Origin of the sequence: Sphingorhabdus sp. YGSMI21 (assembly GCF_002776575.1) — a bacterium.
Taxonomy (GTDB): Bacteria; Pseudomonadota; Alphaproteobacteria; order Sphingomonadales; family Sphingomonadaceae; genus Parasphingorhabdus.
On the sequence record NZ_CP022548.1, the window covers coordinates 43,157 to 64,998 of the forward strand.

Here is a 21,842-nt window from a genome sequence, read left to right on the forward strand (position 1 = left end):
AAATGGATCTCGAATATGGACCCGAATATGACGCTTTCTGCGAGGAAGTGCGACAATTCTTAAAGACGTACGGGAATCGTGCGCCAGCCGAGCAGGGCCGGGCCGCCCGCCCCTGTCCCGAGGCGGTCGAGTGGCAAAAGCTGCTGATCGAACATGGCTATACCGCGCGCACGATCCCCACGGAATACGGGGGTTACGGGGCCGAGCCCGACATTCTCAAATCGCGAATCATCGCCGAGGAATTCGCGCGCGCCGGCATTCCCGGCGGACTTGCCAACCAAGGCATATCGATGCTGGTCCCTACACTGCTGGAACTGGGAACTGAGGCACAGAAACGCCAGTGGGTCGAGCCGACGCTGAAAGGCGAGGTCGTATGGTGCCAGGGCTATTCCGAGCCCGGCGCGGGATCGGACCTTGCCAGCCTGAAAACCAGCGCGCGGATCGAAAACGGCGAATTCGTGATCAACGGCCAGAAGATCTGGACCAGCACGGCCAAGCAGGCGGACATGATCTTCTGCCTGGTCAGGACCGAACCTGACGCGCCCAAGCACGGCGGCATTTCCTATCTGATATTCTCGATGGATACGCCGGGGATTGAGGTGCGTCCGCTCAAGACCATGACCGGTCACGCCGAATTTAACGAGACGTTCTTCACCGACGTGCGGGTGCCGATGGACCAGATCGTCGGCCAGCGTGGTCAAGGCTGGTTCGTCGCCAATGCGACACTGGGTCACGAACGCGGCATGCTGGGCGATCCCGATGCGCTGGAAAACCGATTTCAGGCACTGGTCAAGCTAATGCAGAAAGAACGTGTCGGCCAAGGCCGCGCGATCGACAATGCCGTGCTGCGCGACCGGTTGGCGGCGCTTCAGGCCGAAGTTGCAGCGATGAAATACAACGGAATGCGTATCCTTTCGGACAATCTGAAGGGCGAACCCGGCGGCATGGCCAAGCTGATTGTCAAGCTGCAAAGCTGCGAACTGGCGCATCAGATATCGGCTCTGGCGATCGACGCCATGGGCGAGATCGGCATCCTTTATCACGGTAGCAATCGCGAGCGCGAAGGAGGCGCGTGGCAGTGGAACTACATGTTCCAGCTGGGCCTTATCATCGGTGGAGGTACCGCGCAGATCCAGAAGAACATCATCGCCGAACGCGGTCTCGATATGCCGCGCGAACCTAAGCTGGCCAAACCTGCGCCGGCCGAACAGGGCGCCGCCGTCGCGGCCCGCCAGAAACAGGGAGCCGCCTGATGGATTTCGGACTGTCGCAAGACCAGCAGATGCTGCGCGATACAGTCGCGCGATGCCTCGCCGACACCTGCCCGCTCGACCATGTGCGTGAGTGCGCCGAAGGCGAAGCTTCTTACAGCGAAAAGGTGCAGTCTGCACTGAGCGAACTGGGCATCACAGGAATGATGGTTCCCGAACAGCATGGCGGCCTCGGTATGACCTTGCTAGATGCAGCTATTGTGGCCGAACAGCTTGCCTATGCGGTCGCTCCGGTGCCGTTTCTCGCCAGCCATGTGCTTGCACCCATCGCGCTGGCGCAAGCCGGCAACGAGCAGCAGCAGGCTGAGTGGTTGCCTCAGATCGCCAGCGGCAAAGCGCAGATCGCCGTTGCCATTGCCGAGACTATTGAGGCGCGCGACGGGGCGGGCGTAACCTGCAACAGCGGCAAGCTGGACGGCACGGCGCTGTTCGCACTCGATTTCACCGGCGCCGAGGCCTTCCTGGTGGCCGATACCGCGGGGCGGATGCACTTCGTCCCCGCCGATGCACCGGGGCTGGAGAAAATCCCGCTGACGACGATCGACCGCACCCGCAGCGTAGGGGAAATGCGGTTCGAGACCGTTGCGGCCGAACCACTGGCCAACGATGGCGGAGCGACTGCGGCACGGCTGCGCGATGCGGGCCGGGTGATCCTGGCCGCTGACAGCCTCGGCGCGGGTCAGGCCATGATTGAGAAGGCGGTCGATTATGCCGGACAGCGCGAACAATTCGGGCGGATCATTGGCAGCTTTCAGGCGGTCAAGCATATGTGCGCGGAAATGGCAGCCCGTCACGAACCATGCCGCTCCCTGATTTGGTACGCAGCGCATGCTTTCGACGCGGCGTCGGATGAAGCCACGCTCGCCGCGTGCCATGCGAAATCGCATACCGGCGAGGTGTATCGCTTCGTCGCGCGCACTTCCACCGAAGTGCATGGCGGGATGGGCTTCACCGACCTGCTTGGGCTCCATTATTGGTTCAAGCGGATCGGTTTCGATCGCCAGGTTCTTGGCGGCCCCGAAGCGGTGAGAGCCGAAGCAGCAGCGCGGCAGGGGTGGACCCGGGCAGCGTGATTTAAGTAGCTGCGGGGACGCCGCGAGACAAGCGGCGCCCCGCCAAGAGATGAGATGGAAACGTGATCGACTGGAACCTTGGCGACATTCTTGATGCTATCGAACCGGCCATGCCGAAGGATGCGCCCGCGCTGATCCATGGCGACCGGATCATCACATGGCCGGAAATGTCAGTCCGTTCGAACAATCTCGCGCGCAACCTGCGGGAACGCGGTGCCGTCGACGGAGCGAAGGTGGCGTTCTACATGCGAAAACGTCCCGAATACGGCGAGCTGATGGCGGCCTGCTTCAAGGGTCGGCTCACGCATGTGAACATCAATTATCGCTACGTGCCCGAAGAAGTATTCTACATCTTCGACGATTCCGACAGCGAGGTGATCGTCTACAGCTCCGAATTTCGCGACTATATCCTTGAGCTGAAGGACCGGCTTGAGAAGGTCCACACTTTCGTCGAGATCGGTGATGCGTCGGAAATCGCCCCTTTCGCCGTTCCCTATGAACATCTCACGACGCAGGGAGACGGTTCGCCTCTAGGCATCGAGCGCTCACCAGGCGATCTGCTGTTCATCTATACCGGCGGCACCACCGGCATGCCCAAGGGCGTGATGTGGCGGCACGACGACATGCGCAAGGCGCAGCTCGACGCGCAAAAGCTGCTCGGCCCGGTGCCGCAGTCGCACGAAGAAAACGTCGCGCTGATCAAGAGCCAGGGGCCGGGACGCCGCACCCTCCCCTCCTGCCCGCTGATGCACGGCACAGGCTTTATCACCGGGATCGGCGCGCTGATGTCGGGCGGTGCAATCGTTACACTCTCCGACCCGTCATTCGATGCCGAAGAGTTGTGGGAGACGGTCGAGAAACACAAGGTCGAGAGTATCGCAATCGTGGGTGACGCTTTCGCCAAGCCGATGCTTCGCGCCCTCGACGAACATCCCGGCCGCTGGGATACCAGCAGCCTCGTGTCGATCATCTCGTCCGGCGTGATGTGGAGCAAGGAGGTCAAGGCCGGTCTTTGCAAGCACATTTCTCAAGTCATCCTGATGGACAGTTTCGGCGCTTCCGAAGGCCTCGGCTACGGCCTTTCGGTCACCACCGCGCAAGGCGGCACCAACACCGCCAAATTCGGCATCGGCGAGTTCTGCGACGTGTTCGACGAGAACGACCAGACGGTCGAACCGGGCAGCGGCGTGCCCGGCTTTATCGCGCGCAAGGGTGCGATCCCGGTCGGCTATTACAAGGACCCCGAAAAGTCGGCCAAGACTTTCAAGACAATCGACGGTGTGCGTTACTCGATACCGGGCGACTGGTGCCACGTGGAGACCGATGGCAGCCTGACCCTGCTCGGCCGGGGCAGCGTGTGCATCAACACCGCTGGTGAAAAGGTCTATCCCGAAGAAGTCGAAGAAGTGCTGAAGACCCACCCCGCCATCGCCGATGCGCTGGTGGTCGGCGTGCCGGACGAAAAATGGGGTCAAGCGGTAACCGCCGTGGTTCATCTCGACAAGCAGGCTGAATTTGATGAGCAAGCTGTAAAGGATCACGTCCGCCAGCAGCTGGCGGGATATAAAACGCCCAAGGCGATCCATCCTACCGACACGCCTCTGCGCGCCTCGAACGGAAAGGCGGATTACGCAGCGGCAAAGAAAATTGCGGAAGGCAGCAGGGCGGCAGCGTGAGCGGCAAGACCACGCCAGACTATGACGCGGTGATCGTCGGTGCCGGTTTCAGCGGCATCTACCTGCTTCACAAACTGCGCGAGGCCGGGTTCAATATCCTGCTGGTCGATGCTGCCGCCCAGCCCGGCGGCATCTGGTACTGGAACCGCTATCCGGGCGCGCGGGTCGATTCGCAGGTTCCGCTTTACGAATTCTCACTCCCAGATATATGGCAGACATGGTCTTGGACCGAGCGCTTTCCCGGATGGGAAGAGCTGCGCACCTATTTTCGTCATGTCTGCGATACCCTCGATCTGTGGCCGCACATGCGTTTGGGCACGAGGGTCGAAAGCGCGCGCTTCGCCGAAAAGGCATCGCTCTGGCGCCTGCATCTGGACGGTGGGGACACGGTGACAGCGCGGTTTCTCCTGCCGGCTCTCGGCTTCGCGTCGAAGCCTTATGTCCCCGACATTCCCGGCCTCGACACCTTCGCTGGCGAATGGTGCCACACCGCGCGCTGGCCTCAGGAAGGCATTGATCTGGCAGGCCGCAAGATTTGCCTGATCGGCACCGGCGCCAGCGGTGTGCAGGTGGCACAGGAGGCAGCAAAATCAGCAGACCGGCTGACACTGTTTCAGAGGACGCCGATCCTGGCCCTTCCCATGCGCCAGGAGACAATGACCGAGGAAGGGCAGGTGTGCGAAAAGCAGGGGTATCCGGCCATTTTCGAACAACGCAAGCAGACCAGCGGGGGTTTTGAATACCAGTCGCTGGAAAAATCGGCACTTGAGGTTAGCGATGAGGAGCGCACCGCACATTTCGAGCATCTCTGGCAGCGCGGCGGTCTAAAATTTTGGTATCACAATTTTGCGGATATGCTCACCAACCGCGAAGCAAACCGCTACGCTTATGATTTCTGGCGCGACAAAGTCCGGGAGCGGATCGTCGATCCGGCGCTTGCGGAAAAACTTGCTCCTGCCGAGCCGCCCCACCCCTTCGGCACCAAGCGGCCATCGCTGGAACAGAATTATTACGAGATTTTTGCGCAGGAAAATGTCGCGCTCGTCGATCTGAAGGAAACGCCGATCGTCCGGATCAGCGCGGACCGTATCGAAACTCAGGATGGGGCGTTTGACTGCGATCTGATCGTCTTTGCAACAGGCTTCGATGCCGGACGCGGCGGACTGATCGACATGAATATAACCGGGCTGGGCGGGCTCGGTTTGGCACAGGCCTGGAACGATGGCTTGCGCGCCTATCTGGGCATGTCCGTGACGGGCTTTCCCAATATGCTGTTTTCTTACGGTCCCCTGAGCCCATCAGGTTTTGCGAACGGCCCAACGAGCGCTGAGATACAAGGCGACTGGATTTGCGACTTTCTGATATGGCTGAGGCAAGGCGGGATCAAGCTCTTCGATGCCGAACCGCAGGCCGAGACGACCTGGACCGAAATAGTCGCCCAAGCTGGCGCGATGACACTCTTTCCCGAAGCGGACTCCTGGTACATGGGCGCAAACATCCCGAGCAAGAAGCGCCAGCTTATCAATTTCCCAAGCGTGGTTGGCTATGCCGCCGTATGCGACGACGTAGCGCAAAATGCCTATCGCGGATTCGCCACCTAAAAACTCACCAACAAGGAACCTTTCGCGCAATGAATGAAATGACCCCTGTAAACAACCTTCCGACTGACATCGATTCCTTGTGGGCCGGGGACGGTTCGCACCTGCCCGAATGGTTCATAGCAGCACTGAACGTGCCGCGCGAAGAAGCTTATGTAGAGATTTCCGGTGCCAAGGTGCACTATCTCCGCTGGGGCAGCCCCGATAAGCCCAAATTGCTAATGACACATGGCTTCCTCGCCCATGCCCGCTGCTTCGCTTTTATTGCGCCGTTCTTCGCGGAAGAATATGATGTCGTGGCATTCGATTTGGCGGGTATGGGGGACAGCGAAATGCGGGGGGCAGCTGACACGGCGGCCCGCGGGAGGGAATTCACCGAGGTTGCCGAGGCCCTGAACATGTTTGCGGATGGCCAAAAGCCAACGATCATCGCGCACAGCTTCGGTTCGGGTGCCGCGCTGACAGCCGTGACCCAGTCGCCCGACGCCTTTGCTGGAGTGGTCGTATGCGACCTTATGATCATGCGCCCTGAATTGCTTGAAAAATACTGGAAGAACGATCGGTCGAGCCCGGGATCAGGGAATCCGGACAAGCCCAACAAGCGCTATCCCAGCTATGAAGCAGCGCGTGCGCGCTACATCCTATCGCCGCCTCAGCCCGCCGAGGAGCCATTCCTGCTAGATTATATTGCGTATCATTCGCTGAAGCATAAAAGAGGCAGTTGGACGTGGAAATTCTCACCAGAGGTTTTCCGGCGGAGCAATAGGCCCGAGGAGTGGCTGAACATGGGTAAGCGGCTGGTGCAAGCGCCGGGCCGCAAAGCAATCGTGCACGGCGGTAACAGTCTGCTCTTCTCACAGGATTCTGCCGATTACATCCGCGAGATGGGTGGAAACGACATCCCGATAATAGCCATACCGGAAGCCCGCCACCACCTGATGCTCGATCAGCCATTGGCCTTTGTCGCAGCTCTCAGGAGCGTTCTTTCTTTTTGGAAAAGCTCCCACGAACGCTAACCGCAATGTTAGAATGACCTGTCATATCTTCGATGAATTGGGTGGTCGAGAATACCAAATATGAATTTTGATACCTTGATTTGAAGCTAGGTGTTTAGTCTAGGCATTTGATGAGTTGGATTAAGTGTAAATCTGTTTGGTTCAGTTGTCCACATTTTGCAGATGTATTCGAAGGGTGTGAGTCTCTTGAGGGTCTTCAGCCGCCGACCATAATTGTAGGCGTCAATGAAGTCGTTGAGATGCGCGGTCAGCTGGGCATGGCTGTCATAATTGTCAACGGCGGAGTAAAATCAGGCCATATGGCGGCGCAAAAGTAGACCAGTTTTTGGTTGAGCGTGATGGGTGCAAAATGGCGGCGGCCAGTCAGCCGCGCTCCCCAAATAGCTGGCGGTTGACTGGCCGCTTTGGCCCGTCAGGGCCAAATCTGGATTGGCTGGATCAGGTGGCGGCTTTTGCCTTCCGGGCACGGCTTTGGCCGAGTCGATAGCTGTCGCCATTCATCTCGAGGATGTTGACGTGGTGGGTCAGCCGATCGAGCAGTGCTCCGGTCAGACGTTCGGTGCCGAAGGTTTCGGTCCATTCGTCGAATGGCAAATTGCTGGTTATCATCGTGGAGCCGCGCTCATAGCGCTGCGAGATCAGTTCGAACAAGAGCTCTGCACCGGTCTTGGACAATGGCACAAAGCCCAACTCGTCGATGATGAGCAGCTTGACCGCGGCCAGCTGCTTTTGCAGGCGGAGCAGACGGCGCTCGTCTCGGGCTTCCATCATCTCGTTGACCAGCGTCGCGGCGGTGGTGAAGCTGACCGAGAGGCCCTTCTGGCAGGCAGCCAGCCCAAGTCCGAGGGCGACATGGGTCTTGCCTGTGCCGCTCGGGCCAAGGGCGATGACATTCTCGCGCCGGTCGATCCATTCGCAGCGGGCCAGTTCCAGCACCTGCATCTTGTTCAGCTTTGGGATCGCCTTGAAGTCGAAGCTGTCGAGGCTCTTGGTGGCCGGGAATTTCGCGGCCTTGATACGGCGTTCGATCATTCTGCGCTCGCGATCGATCAGCTCCAGCTCGACCAGACGTCCCAGGAACTGGACATGATCCAGCCCCTCGGCGGCGCACTGGCGCGCGAGCTTTTCATACTCGCGCAGGAATGTCGGCAGCTTCAGCGTCTTCAGATGATCGGCCAGCAGGATCTTCGGCGCGTCGGTCATTCCGCCGGCTCCGTCATCAGGGCCATGTAGCTGGCGGCCGATGTGGTCTCGACATTGGCGCGCGGCAGGTAGGGATAGACATCGAGGTCGAGCTTCGGCGGCCGTTTCTCGACATGGCAGAGAACAAGGTGCTTGACGGCATCAAAGCCAATTGCCCCCAATTGCAGGGCCTTCTTCACGGCGGCATGCAGATCGTCGATGTCGAAGGTCTCGAGCAGGCGCAAAACCTGCACGTACTCGCGGCGTCCGGCCTTGATCATCCGCGCCTCCATCAGGCGGCGCAGTGTTGCGAACTCGGGCGGCAGGCTCCATTCAGCCAAGGGAGCTGCTTGGTCCAGGGCGTTGATCTTGCGCTCGATCAGCGGAAGGTAATGCAGCGGATCGAAGACCATGTCCTCGCGGTCGTAGCAGCGGGGATGGCGTGTGATGACTTCGCCGCTGCAGCCAATAACCACCTCGTCGACATAGCCCCTGATCCAGACGTCGCGGTGGCCGTAAGCGACCGGTACCGAGTAATCGTTGGTTTTGTAGCGCACCAGCGCCTGCGAACTGACCCTTCCGGTTGCCTGGTCACAGGCATCGAACGGTGCCGCAGGAAGGCCGGTCATCGCCGCCAGATCCCGCGCGAGGCGTTGACCGATCGTCTCGGACTGGCCCCGCAGGACATCCGCCTGACGTTCGCGGCACTGCTCCTCCAAATAGGCGTTGAACGCCTCCCAGCTCGCAAACCGCGGGATCGGTACCATGAAGTTGCGGCGGGAATAGCCGACCAGCCCTTCCGCGTTACCCTTGTCGTTGCCCTTGCCGGGGCGGCCGTAGCGATCGCGGAACAGGTAGTGCGACAGGAACCCGCTGAAGAGCGTGGCCCGCTTACGCGTTCCGTTCGGAAGAATCTTCGCAACCAGGCAGCGGTCGTTGTCGTAGAGGATCGATATCGGCACCTTGCCGAAGAACGCGAAGGCGTGGACGTGGCCATCAACCCAGGCTTCCGCCGTTGCCGCCGGATAGGCCCGCACAAAGCAGGCATCACTGTGCGGCAGGTCCATGACGAAGAAATGCGCCTTCTGCTCGACACCGCCAATGATGACAACCGCCTCGCCGAAATCGGCCTGGGCATGGCCGGGCCGATGGACCAGCGGCACGAACATCTCGCGACCGCGCCGTTCGCGCTCCCGCATGTAGTCCTTCACGATCGTGTAGCCGCCGGTGAACCCGTGTTCATCGCGGAGCCGGTCGAACACCCGCTTCGCTGTGTGCCGCTGCTTGCGATGAACCCCCAGATCGCCGTCCAGCCAGCCGTCGATAATCCCAGTGAAGCCATCCAGCTTCGGTCGCTTGACCGGTGCCGATCGCCGGTAACCCGGCGGAACCGAGAACGCCATCATCTTGGCTACACTGTCGCGCGAGATGTTGAAATGCCGCGCTGCCTCCCGCTGGCTCATGCCCTCAGCACAGGCCAGCCGAACCTTCCGATATAAATACACAGTAAAAATCCTCCCGCCCTCCCTGTCGCCAGAAAGGGTAAAGGTGGACGACTTTTACACCGCCCGCAGCAAGCTCATCCCGCCGCTACCGTGGCCGACTTTTGCACCGCCGTTCTCACGCGTGAATATGGCATAAGCACTATCCTCCAGAAAATGACTTCGCCTGCGAGCCGGTCATTTTCTGGAGGATAGTGCTGAGCAAACAATAACGGCTGAAGTCTTCTACCAGCTATAAGCTGGTGAGTTTCCTTCAAAGGTGAGACATTAAAATTACAAAATATGGCCCTGCCGAGAAATCGGCAGGGCTTTTTTGTAGCAAAATTGCATCAATTTGCCTGTGTATCGTGCTAAAATGGAGCAAAACTAGATGTTTCACGATTTGAGCCTGGACTTAATCGAGCGATTAGTTAAGTAATAACGGAATGGGGGGGGGGGGTGCGTAAAAATATCACTCTCCGATAAAATGTTGGGATTTGGGAGAGAGAAATGCGTAAATCGTTATTATTAGCCGCCACAGCTATATCTACAATGTCCGTACCTGCCATGGCGCAGGACCGTGATGATGGTACCATTGATAGCAATGTCATTATCGTGACCGCGCAGAGGCAGGCACAAAGTGCTCAGGATGTACCGATTGCGGTTTCCGCATTTTCCGGGGCAGCCTTGGAAGCCCAACAGATCGAGAACAGTTCCGATCTCCAGCTAACGCTCCCGAACATCACCTTTACCAAAACCAATTTTGTCAGTTCCAGTTTTACAATTCGCGGGATCGGCGATCTTTGTGTCGGCGCGTCGTGTGATCAGGCAACCGCCATTCACCTGAACGATTCGCCTCTTTTCGCGACGCGACTTTTTGAAACAGAATTTTTCGATCTCGAACGCGTCGAAGTGCTGCGCGGTCCGCAAGGCACGTTGTTCGGACGCAATGCGACCGCGGGTGTGGTCAATGTTGTCACTGCCAAGCCACAAATGGGAGAGTTCAAGGCATCCGGCGATGCCGAATATGGCAATTATAACGCGATCAAAGTCAAGGGCATGGTCAACATTCCCATCGGTGACAATATCGCATTCCGTGGTGCCGGCGTTTATGTAAAACGCGATGGTTATACCACCAATCTTAACGGCGGCCCTGATCTTGATGACCGGGATATGTATTCGGTGCGTGGTTCGCTGCGTTTCGAACCAACTGCGGATACGACGATTGACCTTTATGCTTCATATTTCCGCGAAGATGACAATCGTATGCGGATTCAGAAGCAATATTGTCAACGTGACCCTACAGGTATTTTGGGTTGTCTGAACAGTTCTCGCAATGCAGAATCGTTCAACGCGAACTCGACTATTGCGGCTACATTATCGTCGCGCGAATTCCTTGCAACTCAGGGTATTCCAACGGCTTTTGCTCTCGGTAGTCTTTACGGTCCAGACCAATATGCAGGTGTTTCCGTTCCCGCGGATCCGCGGACGGTCAACACGGCCTTCACGCCGGAATATTTTGCCAGCGAGTTGACGTTCCAGGGCAAGATCGAACATGACTTCGGGCCGATCAGCGCGCAACTTTCCGGTACCTACCAGAAGGTCAAGCTGGATTCTCGGCAGGACTATAACAACAATATTGGCCGTAGGGATATTTATGCAACTGGATTAAACACGCTTGCTGCAGCTGCAGCTGGTGCGATCCCAGGTCTTCCTGCAGCTTATTTTGCACCTCTTGCTTCTGCGATCATTCCGGATGGACCGAACGGCGTGCTTTGTACTTCAGATACTGATACCACCGGTCTCGGGGTATTTGGGGGCAACAGCATTTGCGACGCAACACCGCTTCAATTTGACCGGTCGAATCTGGATAACAGCAGTTGGTCCGTCGAGGCGATCATCTCAAGCGATCTGGATGGTCCGTTCAACTTCCTGGTCGGCGGTATTTATGCCGACTCTCATCTGACCGAGAACAGCTATTATGTGAACGCCTTCGGGCTCGATTATGGGGCAGGTTTGCTCGGTAGCTTCATTTCGCTTGCCGATGGCTTGCCGCCTTCATTCCTCGGCACGCCATATTATCGCAACCATTCGGATGATCTGACGGTCAAATCCTATGGCCTGTTCGGCGAAGTCTATTTCGATATCAGCGACAAGCTGAAACTGACGGGTGGACTGCGTTACAACAACGACAAGAAAAAAGTTAGAGCGCGTACAACGCTGGCAGACTTCCTTGTGCCATATAGTCAAACAACCGATGCGTTTGAATCACCATTCGTCGGATCTTTGGATGCCGATCCAGGTATACCCGGTAATCAACTTTTCCAGAATCGGGAGGTCAAGTTCAATGAAATCACTGGCCGTGCGGTGCTTGATTATAAAATCACCGACGACAATCTGATCTATGCATCCTATTCTCGCGGTTATAAGTCAGGTGGTATAAATCCGCCACTGCAGCCAATTTTCGCAGCTCCGGAATCCTTCCGGCCCGAGCAGGTCGATGCGTTTGAAATCGGATCGAAAAATACATTTGGCGATGGGGCTCTGCAACTCAACCTGACTGCATTCTACTATAAATATAAGGGTTTGCAGCTCAGCAAGATTGTTGCTCGGACCGCTGTAAACGAAAATATCGATGCCGATATTTACGGTGCGGAAGTCGAGGCAGTCATTCGTCCTGATCCGGACTGGATGATCAACATGGGCTTCAGCTATCTGCACACCAAGGTCAAGGGCGATACGTTTAACAGCGATCCGCGCGATTTTGGCGGAGGCCGGTCGGATGCGGTCATCATCCAGGATATTACCAATGCATCCAATTGTGCGGTGGCTTCCACGTCCGGAAATGCAGCTGGTGTAAATGCTTTTGTCAACACGATAAATGGTGCGATCAATGCCGGTCTGGTGCCGGGACTTGCACCTGGAGCAGGCCTGCAACCAACCACGGCATTCCCTGCTGATGGTGGCATTGCTTCAACCGGTGCCTTTGGTATTTGCGCTGTGCTGGACGCAGCGGCCCAAGGAGCTTTTGCTGGTGCAGGCGTTGTTCCGGCAGCCTTTGGCGGGATCGAGTATTTCTCTGCCGGTGTTCCCAAGAACATTCGTGGGAACCAGTTGCCACAGGCACCTCAGCTGAAATTCTCCACTGGCGTGCAATATACCATGAACTTTGACAATGGCATGAGTCTGGTCCCGCGTGTTGACCTTGCTTATACCGGTGAAAGTTTCGGCAGTATCTTCAACGGCAATGTCAACCGGATCAAAGGTTATGCGCAAGCAAACGCCCAGATTCAGTTGAACGGTACGGATGACCGCTGGTATGTTCGTGGATTTGTCCAGAATATTTTCGACAGCAACTCGGAGACCGGACTATATGTCACCGATCAGTCGTCGGGCTTGTACACGAATATCTTCTCACTTGAGCCACGCCGCTATGGTATTGGAGCTGGCTTCAAGTTCTGATCTGAAGCGACCATGATATGAAGAAAGCCCTGCCGGGAAACCGGCGGGGCTTTTTTTGATCATCTAAGATGCCTTTTGGCGAAAGCGCGACCTGATCCGGATTTTAGATATATCTCGAAATTGGCAGCCATTTTGCGATCAGGAAAGCCGTGCATGGAGACTAACTCCCAAGGGCGAGGCGTGCTGTAAGCGTGGCAAGGACCTTCCAATTACCCACAAGTCGTCGCACGTGTGATTCCATTGGCCGCGCGGACCTTGCTCACGTGGAATCGGGTATGATTCATCCTCTGGCACCTGAAATAGCTGACGGGGTGCACAAGGGGGAATTCTGGTTTCGACGCAGTGAGATGGGCCGATGGGGAAGTTGATATCGGCGCATTTCGCGACAAGCGTCTGGGCGAGCGGCTTAGAACGATGCTTGCGCAGATGGCAGGAGCGATTGGCGCACCGATCCCGATGGCCTGTCAGGACTGGGCCAATACCAAGGCAGCTTACCGCTTCCTGTCTAACGGCTCAGTGAACGAAGGCGAAATCCTCGCCGGCCATTTTCAAGCAACGCGAGCGCGTGTTGGAACGCTTGAAGGGCCAATCCTCGTTCTACAGGACACCACTGAATTCTCCTATCAACGCCGCGCGCCGGAAAAAATCGGTGCAATCGGCCTGGCACCCAGCCGACGCGATGAAAATGGCAGGCTGCGACTTCATACGGTCTGTGGCCTGCTCATGCATTCTAGCCTTGCGATCACGACCGAGGGATTGCCGCTGGGTCTGACAGCAGCGAAATTCTGGACCCGCACCAAATTCAAGGGCACCAACGCGCTGAAACGAAGGATCAATCCTACGCGTGTGCCGAACGAGGAGAAGGAAAGCTACCGCTGGCTCGAGAACATGCGTCAGTCGACCGCTATGCTGGGCGAGTCCGAGCGACTGGTCCACATCGGCGACCGGGAGAACGACATTTACGAATTCTTTTGCGAAGCGCAGGCACTCGGCACACATTTTCTGGTCCGCACCTGTGTCGATCGTCTGGCCGGTGACGGTGACCACACCATTGCCGACGAAATGAGCGAGGTTTCCGTGCAGGGCATGCAACGGGTCGTCATCGACAAGGACGATCATGCCGACATTGAGTTACGCTATAGACGGATCCAGGTGTTGCCACCGATCGGCAAGCAAAAGCGCTATCCGTCTCTCAACCTTACCATCCTGCATGCCCGTGAGTGTAGAGCACCTGAAGGGCGGGCCCCCTATCGATTGGAGGCTTATCACTGATCTGCCGGTAACAACGCCTGCCGAAGCGATTGAAAAGCTCGACTGGTACGCCCAACGCTGGAAGATCGAGCTTTTCCACAAGATACTAAAATCCGGCTGTCGGGCTGAGGATGCACGGCTCCGGACTGCCGATCGACTTGTCAATCTGATCGCAATATTCTGCATCCTGTCATGGCGCATCTTCTGGATGACCATGATCAATCGCGCCGCGCCTTCCGCATCACCCAGGCTCGCGCTGACCGATGACGAAATCGTCCTGATCGATCATCTTGTGGCTTCCAGAAAGAAGGTGCCCAGGCTCAGAACCATATCCGATTACCTGTACGAAATCGCGCGGCTCGGCGGCTATCTCGCTCGCGCCAATGACCCGTCTCCAGGTAACATTGTGATCTGGCGAGGATGGACCCGCCTCATGGACATCAAAATCGGTGCCAACGCCATCCGTAAGACTTGTGGGTAATTGGAAGGTCCTCGCCACGCTTACGTGGGTGTGGCCCCTCAATACGTATCAATGTTGGGCAAGTGCACGCGGCCTCACATGGGCCGTCGGCATCCCGTACAAGCAGAAAGTCTATCCCGCCGACGTGGCGATGATTTTTCCCGTCGCCGGGCGTGGTCGCCCCCGCAAGCGGCACATTCCCGACGCTACATCGGTATCGGCAAAGGCGATGTTGGAGGTAGCAAAGTGGCGCAAGGTCAGTTGGCGGCGCGGAACCAAGGGGCTGCTCTCGGCACGCTTCGCCGCCGTTCGCGTGCGAGTTGCCGATGGCCCGCCTCAACGCATCCGGAACAGTGGCGCGCAACATCTGCCCGGCGAGGAAGTGTGGCTGGTCGGCGCACATCGCTCAACCGGCGAGCGCAAATACTACCTCCCCAACCTGTCCTCCGACACGCCGATCAAGCCGCTTGCCGGAGCCATCAAGGCCCGTTGGGTCTGCGAACAGGGACATCAGCAACTCAAGGAAGAGCTCGGCCTCGATCACTTCGAAGGCCGATCATGGAAGGGGCTTCACCGACATGCGCTGATGTCGATGATTGCCTTGGCCTTCCTGCAATCCCGCCTCCTCAAGCAGGCCAAGGGGGAAAAAAGAATCGCCGGGTCGCCACCACAGCCGAGCCTGCCGACGATCAGGCAGGCCATCATTGAACGCCTCGCCAAACCTCCTGATCTGACGTGTCCACAGTGCGGACACTGCATCTCTCATCGCTCGCTCACAAATCTGCCAAAGTAGTGTTAGAACTGGCCACGCAATGTGATGCCATAGGTTCTTGGTTCCGCAAGGAAAGCCGAATAGGTCTGCTGCGATGCGACAAATGGCGTGTTGAACGCAACCTGCGAATAACCAACATTGAAGACATTTTGTGCCCAGCCTTCGATCGCCCATAGATCATCCGGACCACGGATACCGATACGCGCATTCACCAGCGTGAACCCGTCCTGTTCCTTGCCATACAGCAAATCCGAACCGGTGTTATAGTCGCTGGTCGTACGAGCGTTCACATAGAATAGACCGGTCAGCCCGCTATTTCCGATTGGCGGGGTATAGGACAATGACGCCGTAGCAGTGATTTCAGGCGCGTTGGACAGATTGTCGCCTGGCAGCAGGCGCAAAGCCGGATCGAGTGGAGAGCCAGTATCACGGCCAACCAGATTATTTTCATAGCTGGTATCGGTATAAATCAGGCCCATCGAGATATTCACGTCTCTGATCGGGTTGATCGACGCTTCCAGTTCGACACCCTGCGCGACAACGCCATATTTGACGTTATCCGGGGTACAATTGCCCGTTGCGCCGCTGGCATCGCGATCCGCACCACCGAGATCATCGCTACACGCGTTTACATTCTGAACCACATAAGCGGAGCCATTGAACGTATTCAGCTGGAAATTGTCAAACTGCTGACGGAATGCCGCCACGCTCAGCGAAAATTCACGGGTCGAATATTTTGCACCGATTTCAAATGCATCTACCGTTTCCTGGTCAAACTGGAGATTGGCGGTGCTGCCCGTCACTGCCGGATTGCCCAAAGTTGAACTGGTCAGCGCAGACCGGTCCAGGTTGAAACCACCAGCTTTATAACCGCGCGAGTAGCTACCATAAATCAGCAGGTCGTCGGTTGGCTTGTAGGACAAAATGGCTGTGCCGGTAAATTCGCTCTCGCTCCGGCTATCGGCCAGCGATACGCCATCCAGTTCAGAGGTTGAGTTGCCCTGACAGGACAGACCGATCAGACCGCCTGCCAATGCACCAAGTCCTCCGCTAAGTAAGGGAGTGAACAATGCCCGCTGGATCGGACACATCGTATTGTCGTTGGTGAAGGCTGCGTTAAAATCCTTGGTTTCATTGGTATAGCGCAGTCCCAAAGTCAGATCGAGCTTGTCGGTAACGTGGAAGATATTGTGGGTGAAAAAAGCAAAATTTTCGCTTTTCTGATTATATGTGTCGAGCACCGTTCCCTTGTCATTGATCTGAGCCAGATTGTCCAGACCGGCAAAAATCAACGGTGTCGCTGCACCGAATGCGCCAGCACCTCCATTTGCGGCTTGCAATGCAGCCCTGCCGCCAGCGCTTAGACAGCCTGTGCTGGTTGGAGATGCAAGGGCCGGGTTAACGGCATTGACGACACGGCATGGTGCGAAGGCACCATATTGCGAACCAAAGCGCAGATTATCTCGTACCTCAAGCTTTTCGTTGGCGTAAAAACCGCCGACCAACCAATCCAGCTTGTCGTCGAACGCCGAACCCTGCAGTCGCAGTTCTTGCGTAAAGGTTTTAAACTCACGAGCACCGGCATTTTCATTCGGCTCGCGATAAAGGATATCTACCTGTGTGTAATCGGTATCACTACCCTGAAAGTTGGAATATTCACGATATCCGGTGATCGACGTGAAGTTCATCTCACCCAGTTCGGCATTGAGTTCAACCGAAGCGCCAAAATCCTCGGTTTCACCGGCATATGAACGACCGGGTGTGACATAGATATCCCGGTTGAACGTACTTTGCGTAAGCGCGTTGCTGTTTTGACCGAGCGCCAACAGCACCGGTATGATCGGATTCGCCGTGTCGGTAAGAGCGGGCGCACCAGGCTGTGGAAGAGCGAAAGGATCAAGTCCCGGGCTTACTCTTGCCCGCTGCGCAAATTCAGGCTGGACGAACGTCGCTGCACAGCAGGATTCGTCTTTCTTTGAATAGTCACCAATCACCCGGACCGTCAGTCCATCCTTTGGCTCAAACAACAGCTGGCCACGCACAAGAAACCGGTCTTTGTTATTGACGTCGGTTCCGTTTACAACATCATTGTAAAAGCCGTCGCGCTTCAAATAAACGCCGTCGACGCGCGCAGCAATCGTATCGCTCAACGGGCCATTAATGCCCCCTTCCAGACGTATCTGGTTGTAATTGCCGTAGGATGCTGCGGCATGTCCTGAGAATGTAAATTCAGGGGCGGCAGTGGTAATGCTGATCATACCGGCAGAAGAGTTGCGGCCACCCAATGTTCCTTGCGGACCCCGCAGAACTTCGATCCGATCAATCGGGCCAAGTTCGCTGAGCGCATTACCACTACGCGAACGATAGACACCATCGATGAACACGGCCACGGAGCTTTCCAGTCCGGGGTTGTCACCCACGGTACCGATACCGCGAATACGGGCAGAGCCATTGGCTTCGTTTCCGGTCGATGACACAAGCAATGAAGGCGCAAGCTGGTTGAGCTCACGAATGTCGGTTGCCCCACTCTTCTGCAATTGTTCCGCGTTAATGGCCGAAACAGCAATAGGAACATCGGACAAAGCTTGCGACCGGCCCTGTGCGGTCACCACGATCACATTATTATCGACGGCACCCTCATCACTTCCGTCAACTTGGTCGGCGGCATCCGATTGCGTCTGTGCATAAACGGGGGCGGTGGTGATTGCTGCAAGTGCAAATGCGCACGCAGATAGATTCAACGCTAATTTCATAACATGCTCTCCTGAAAATTTATTTTTTATCCTCATTAATGTATAGCCTAGCCCGTCACATTTGATAGCCAAATCTCGCATCAATGCACCGTTTTCTGCAAACTGTGGCTTTATTGTCAGCCTATGCGGCACTTTTGGCGCAACAAATGAGCAGCCGATTTGCTTCCAACATCCAATGGCCCGCATCTTCTGGAAACAGAGAATAATTAATAAGAGCAGGATGACGTAGCGTCATAGCTGGCGCGGCCTGATCTCCCCGCATTTTGGATGGTTTCCAGGCAAATTTTTGGCCGTCCCAAACACTGCTTGGACCGAAACCGGGTCAATCACTATTTATCGGCCGTCGAGAGCGCAACGCCTGCGCCAGAGTCCCCTCATCGAGATAGTCCAGCTCACCGCCCACCGGTATCCCGTGCGACAGCTGACTGAGTCTCACGGGATAATTTTCCAATCGCTCGGCGATATAATGGGCCGTCGTCTGACCCTCCAAAGTGGCATTCATCGCCAGAACGACTTCGTCAATCCCGCCCTGCTCGACGCGCTTGATCAGCTTGTCGATCGCAATGTCTTCGGGCCGCACGCCGTCCAGTGCTGACAACCGCCCGCCAAGCACATGGAATTTTCCGGGAAACAGCCGCGGTGGGGCATAATGGGTAAAAGGAGTCCCACTATGTGACGACGCAAAGAGCCGACGATCCCGGCAGAGTTACTGGATCAACTATTGGCATGATCGGATGCAGCTTCTGCGCTGGATCAGGGAGGGTTGCTGGATTCGTTGAAGAAGGCGCTCGCCGAACGGGCGTTGAATGCCGAGATGGATCATCATCTGGGTGGCGATGAACAGGTAGGCAACAGCCGCAATGGCTATGGCCGCAAGCGCGTCATCACCGATAGCAGCAAAATCGAGATCGAGGTGCCGCGCGACCGCGAGGGCAGCTTTGATCCGCAGTTGATTGCTAAATACCAGCGCCGGTTCCCTGGTTTTGATGAGAAGATTATCTCAATGAATGCGCGCGGGATGAGCACACGAGAGATCACCGGGCATCTGCGCGCCCTGTACGGCATCGACGTATCGCCTGACCTGATCTCGACTGTCACCGACGGCGAGCATCGCGCCGTGCCGGGGGCACGGGAAGACGCGCAGCGCTGGAAGAAGTTACTGCCTGGCAGCAGCGGCCGCTTGATCCGGCCTATCCACTGGTGTTTTTCGACGCCATTCGCGTCAAGATCCGCGATGAAGGCATGGTTCGCAGCAAAGCTATTCATATCGCGCTTGGCGTCCGCGCTGATGGCCGCAAAGAGGTTCTCGGCCTGTGGATTGAACAAAATGAAGGTGCCAAATTCTGGTTGCGCGTTATGAACGAGCTTAAAAACCGGGGCACCGAGGATATCATGCTGGCAGTCGTTGATGGTCTCAAGGGCTTTCCCGATGCGATAACGGCGGTATTTCCCGAAGCCGTCGTGCAGTGAGAACGGCGGTGCAAAAGTCGGCCACGGTAGCGGCGGGATGAGCTTGCTGCGGGCGGTGTAAAAGTCGTCCACCTTTACCCTTTCTGGCGACAGGGAGGGCGGGAGGATTTTTACTGTGTATTTATATCGGAAGGTTCGGCTGGCCTGTGCTGAGGGCATGAGCCAGCGGGAGGCAGCGCGGCATTTCAACATCTCGCGCGACAGTGTAGCCAAGATGATGGCGTTCTCGGTTCCGCCGGGTTACCGGCGATCGGCACCGGTCAAGCGACCGAAGCTGGATGGCTTCACTGGGATTATCGACGGCTGGCTGGACGGCGATCTGGGGGTTCATCGCAAGCAGCGGCACACAGCGAAGCGGGTGTTCGACCGGCTCCGCGATGAACACGGGTTCACCGGCGGCTACACGATCGTGAAGGACTACATGCGGGAGCGCGAACGGCGCGGTCGCGAGATGTTCGTGCCGCTGGTCCATCGGCCCGGCCATGCCCAGGCCGATTTCGGCGAGGCGGTTGTCATCATTGGCGGTGTCGAGCAGAAGGCGCATTTCTTCGTCATGGACCTGCCGCACAGTGATGCCTGCTTTGTGCGGGCCTATCCGGCGGCAACGGCGGAAGCCTGGGTTGATGGCCACGTCCACGCCTTCGCGTTCTTCGGCAAGGTGCCGATATCGATCCTCTACGACAACGACCGCTGCCTGGTTGCGAAGATTCTTCCGAACGGAACGCGTAAGCGGGCCACGCTCTTCAGCGGGTTCCTGTCGCACTACCTGTTCCGCGATCGCTACGGCCGCCCCGGCAAGGGCAACGACAAGGGTAACGCGGAAGGGCTGGTCGGCTATTCCCGCCGCAACTTCATGGTACCGATCCCGCGGTTTGCGAGCTGGGAGGCGTTCAACGCCTATTTGGAGGAGCAGTGCCGCGAACGTCAGGCGGATGTCCTGCGGGGCCAGTCCGAGACGATCGGTCAACGCCTCGCGCGGGATCTGGCGGCGATGACCGGCCTTCCTGCGGCACCGTTCGATGCCTGTGACCAGGCAACCGGAAGGGTCAGTTCGCAGGCGCTGGTGCGCTACAAAACCAACGATTACTCGGTACCGGTCGCTTACGGCCACCGCGACGTCTGGATCAGGGGCTATGTCGACGAGGTGGTTATTGGCTGCAGCGGCGAAGTCATCACACGCCATCCCCGCTGCTACGACCGCGAGGACATGGTCTTCGATCCGCTGCATTACCTTCCGCTGATCGAGCGCAAGATCAACGCCCTGGACCAAGCAGCTCCCTTGGCTGAATGGAGCCTGCCGCCCGAGTTCGCAACACTGCGCCGCCTGATGGAGGCGCGGATGATCAAGGCCGGACGCCGCGAGTACGTGCAGGTTTTGCGCCTGCTCGAGACCTTCGACATCGACGATCTGCATGCCGCCGTGAAGAAGGCCCTGCAATTGGGGGCAATTGGCTTTGATGCCGTCAAGCACCTTGTTCTCTGCCATGTCGAGAAACGGCCGCCGAAGCTCGACCTCGATGTCTATCCCTACCTGCCGCGCGCCAATGTCGAGACCACATCGGCCGCCAGCTACATGGCCCTGATGACGGAGCCGGCGGAATGACCGACGCGCCGAAGATCCTGCTGGCCGATCATCTGAAGACGCTGAAGCTGCCGACATTCCTGCGCGAGTATGAAAAGCTCGCGCGCCAGTGCGCCGCCGAGGGGCTGGATCATGTCCAGTTCCTGGGACGTCTGGTCGAGCTGGAGCTGATCGATCGCGAGCGCAGAATGATCGAACGCCGTATCAAGGCCGCGAAATTCCCGGCCACCAAGAGCCTCGACAGCTTCGACTTCAAGGCGATCCCAAAGCTGAACAAGATGCAGGTGCTGGAACTGGCCCGCTGCGAATGGATCGACCGGCGCGAGAATGTCATCGCCCTTGGCCCGAGCGGCACAGGCAAGACCCATGTCGCCCTCGGACTTGGGCTGGCTGCCTGCCAGAAGGGCCTCTCGGTCAGCTTCACCACCGCCGCGACGCTGGTCAACGAGATGATGGAAGCCCGAGACGAGCGCCGTCTGCTCCGCCTGCAAAAGCAGCTGGCCGCGGTCAAGCTGCTCATCATCGACGAGTTGGGCTTTGTGCCATTGTCCAAGACCGGTGCAGAGCTCTTGTTCGAACTGATCTCGCAGCGCTATGAGCGCGGCTCCACGATGATAACCAGCAATTTGCCATTCGACGAATGGACCGAAACCTTCGGCACCGAACGTCTGACCGGAGCACTGCTCGATCGGCTGACCCACCACGTCAACATCCTCGAGATGAATGGCGACAGCTATCGACTCGGCCAAAGCCGTGCCCGGAAGGCAAAAGCCGCCACCTGATCCAGCCAATCCA

13 protein-coding genes and 4 pseudogenes are annotated in these 21,842 nt (G+C 57.4%); 12 read left to right on the plus strand and 5 right to left on the minus strand.

Annotated features, from left to right (window positions below; all coding sequences use genetic code 11):
• Positions 1–2: 2 nt before the first annotated feature.
• From CHN51_RS00255 to CHN51_RS00275, 5 genes are all read left to right on the plus strand, one after another.
• A complete protein-coding gene (locus CHN51_RS00255; RefSeq protein ID WP_100092242.1) occupies positions 3–1,253 on the plus strand; it encodes an acyl-CoA dehydrogenase family protein in 1,251 nt (416 codons plus the stop codon).
• Positions 1,253–2,344 (plus strand): acyl-CoA dehydrogenase family protein, encoded by a 1,092-nt coding sequence (locus CHN51_RS00260; RefSeq protein ID WP_100092243.1) that lies wholly within the window; start codon positions 1,253–1,255, stop codon positions 2,342–2,344. The genes CHN51_RS00255 and CHN51_RS00260 overlap by 1 nt, the downstream gene beginning before the upstream one ends.
• Positions 2,345–2,406: 62 nt before the next feature.
• Positions 2,407–4,020: an acyl-CoA synthetase gene (locus CHN51_RS00265; RefSeq protein WP_100092244.1), complete on the plus strand. Its 1,614-nt coding sequence runs from the start codon at positions 2,407–2,409 to the stop codon at positions 4,018–4,020.
• Positions 4,017–5,621 (plus strand): NAD(P)/FAD-dependent oxidoreductase, encoded by a 1,605-nt coding sequence (locus CHN51_RS00270; protein ID WP_100092245.1) that lies wholly within the window; start codon positions 4,017–4,019, stop codon positions 5,619–5,621. The genes CHN51_RS00265 and CHN51_RS00270 overlap by 4 nt, the downstream gene beginning before the upstream one ends.
• 29 nt (positions 5,622–5,650) lie before the next feature.
• Positions 5,651–6,634 carry an alpha/beta hydrolase gene (locus tag CHN51_RS00275; protein ID WP_100092246.1) on the plus strand — a complete coding sequence of 328 codons (984 nt, stop codon included), beginning with the start codon at positions 5,651–5,653 and terminating at the stop codon, positions 6,632–6,634.
• A gap of 86 nt (positions 6,635–6,720) precedes the next feature.
• On the opposite strand, the pseudogene CHN51_RS00280 reads toward CHN51_RS00275, so the two are convergent.
• From CHN51_RS00280 to istA (CHN51_RS00290), 3 genes and pseudogenes are all read right to left on the minus strand, one after another.
• A pseudogene (locus tag CHN51_RS00280) lies at positions 6,721–6,906 on the minus strand (IS3 family transposase); the annotation flags it as partial.
• A gap of 166 nt (positions 6,907–7,072) precedes the next feature.
• Positions 7,073–7,837 (minus strand): IS21-like element helper ATPase IstB, encoded by a 765-nt coding sequence (gene istB, locus CHN51_RS00285; protein ID WP_100092247.1) that lies wholly within the window; start codon positions 7,835–7,837, stop codon positions 7,073–7,075.
• Entirely contained in the window at positions 7,834–9,321 is a 1,488-nt protein-coding gene (istA, locus tag CHN51_RS00290) for an IS21 family transposase (RefSeq protein WP_123906195.1), read from the minus strand. Before istA (CHN51_RS00290) ends, istB (CHN51_RS00285) begins: the two co-directional genes overlap by 4 nt.
• Before the next feature lie 486 nt (positions 9,322–9,807).
• Here istA (CHN51_RS00290) and CHN51_RS00295 point away from each other — a divergent pair, with 486 nt between their 5' ends.
• From CHN51_RS00295 to CHN51_RS00305, 4 genes and pseudogenes are all read left to right on the plus strand, one after another.
• Positions 9,808–12,759: a TonB-dependent receptor gene (locus CHN51_RS00295; RefSeq protein ID WP_100092249.1), complete on the plus strand. Its 2,952-nt coding sequence runs from the start codon at positions 9,808–9,810 to the stop codon at positions 12,757–12,759.
• A gap of 342 nt (positions 12,760–13,101) precedes the next feature.
• On the plus strand, positions 13,102–14,031 hold the full coding sequence (locus CHN51_RS00300; RefSeq protein ID WP_206169919.1) for a transposase: 930 nt from the start codon (positions 13,102–13,104) through the stop codon (positions 14,029–14,031).
• Between the two features lie 187 nt (positions 14,032–14,218).
• Positions 14,219–14,491 carry a hypothetical protein gene (locus CHN51_RS20065; protein WP_240616812.1) on the plus strand — a complete coding sequence of 91 codons (273 nt, stop codon included), beginning with the start codon at positions 14,219–14,221 and terminating at the stop codon, positions 14,489–14,491.
• A gap of 61 nt (positions 14,492–14,552) precedes the next feature.
• Positions 14,553–15,178: pseudogene (locus CHN51_RS00305) on the plus strand (transposase); the annotation flags it as partial.
• 87 nt (positions 15,179–15,265) lie between these two features.
• On the opposite strand, the gene CHN51_RS00310 reads toward CHN51_RS00305, so the two are convergent.
• Positions 15,266–17,995, minus strand: a complete 2,730-nt coding sequence (locus tag CHN51_RS00310; RefSeq protein ID WP_100092250.1) for a TonB-dependent receptor — start codon at positions 17,993–17,995, stop codon at positions 15,266–15,268.
• Between the two features lie 322 nt (positions 17,996–18,317).
• Positions 18,318–18,632, minus strand: a pseudogene (locus CHN51_RS00315) (toprim domain-containing protein); the annotation flags it as partial.
• Between the two features lie 57 nt (positions 18,633–18,689).
• Between CHN51_RS00315 and CHN51_RS00320 the strand changes: the two are divergent.
• The 3 genes and pseudogenes from CHN51_RS00320 to istB (CHN51_RS00330) form a co-directional block, all read left to right on the plus strand.
• Positions 18,690–19,462 (plus strand): annotated as a pseudogene (locus tag CHN51_RS00320) (IS256 family transposase); the annotation flags it as partial.
• A gap of 118 nt (positions 19,463–19,580) precedes the next feature.
• Positions 19,581–21,068 carry an IS21 family transposase gene (istA, locus tag CHN51_RS00325; RefSeq protein ID WP_123906195.1) on the plus strand — a complete coding sequence of 496 codons (1,488 nt, stop codon included), beginning with the start codon at positions 19,581–19,583 and terminating at the stop codon, positions 21,066–21,068.
• Positions 21,065–21,829, plus strand: a complete 765-nt coding sequence (gene istB / locus CHN51_RS00330; protein WP_100092247.1) for an IS21-like element helper ATPase IstB — start codon at positions 21,065–21,067, stop codon at positions 21,827–21,829. Before istA (CHN51_RS00325) ends, istB (CHN51_RS00330) begins: the two co-directional genes overlap by 4 nt.
• Positions 21,830–21,842 lie beyond the last annotated feature (13 nt).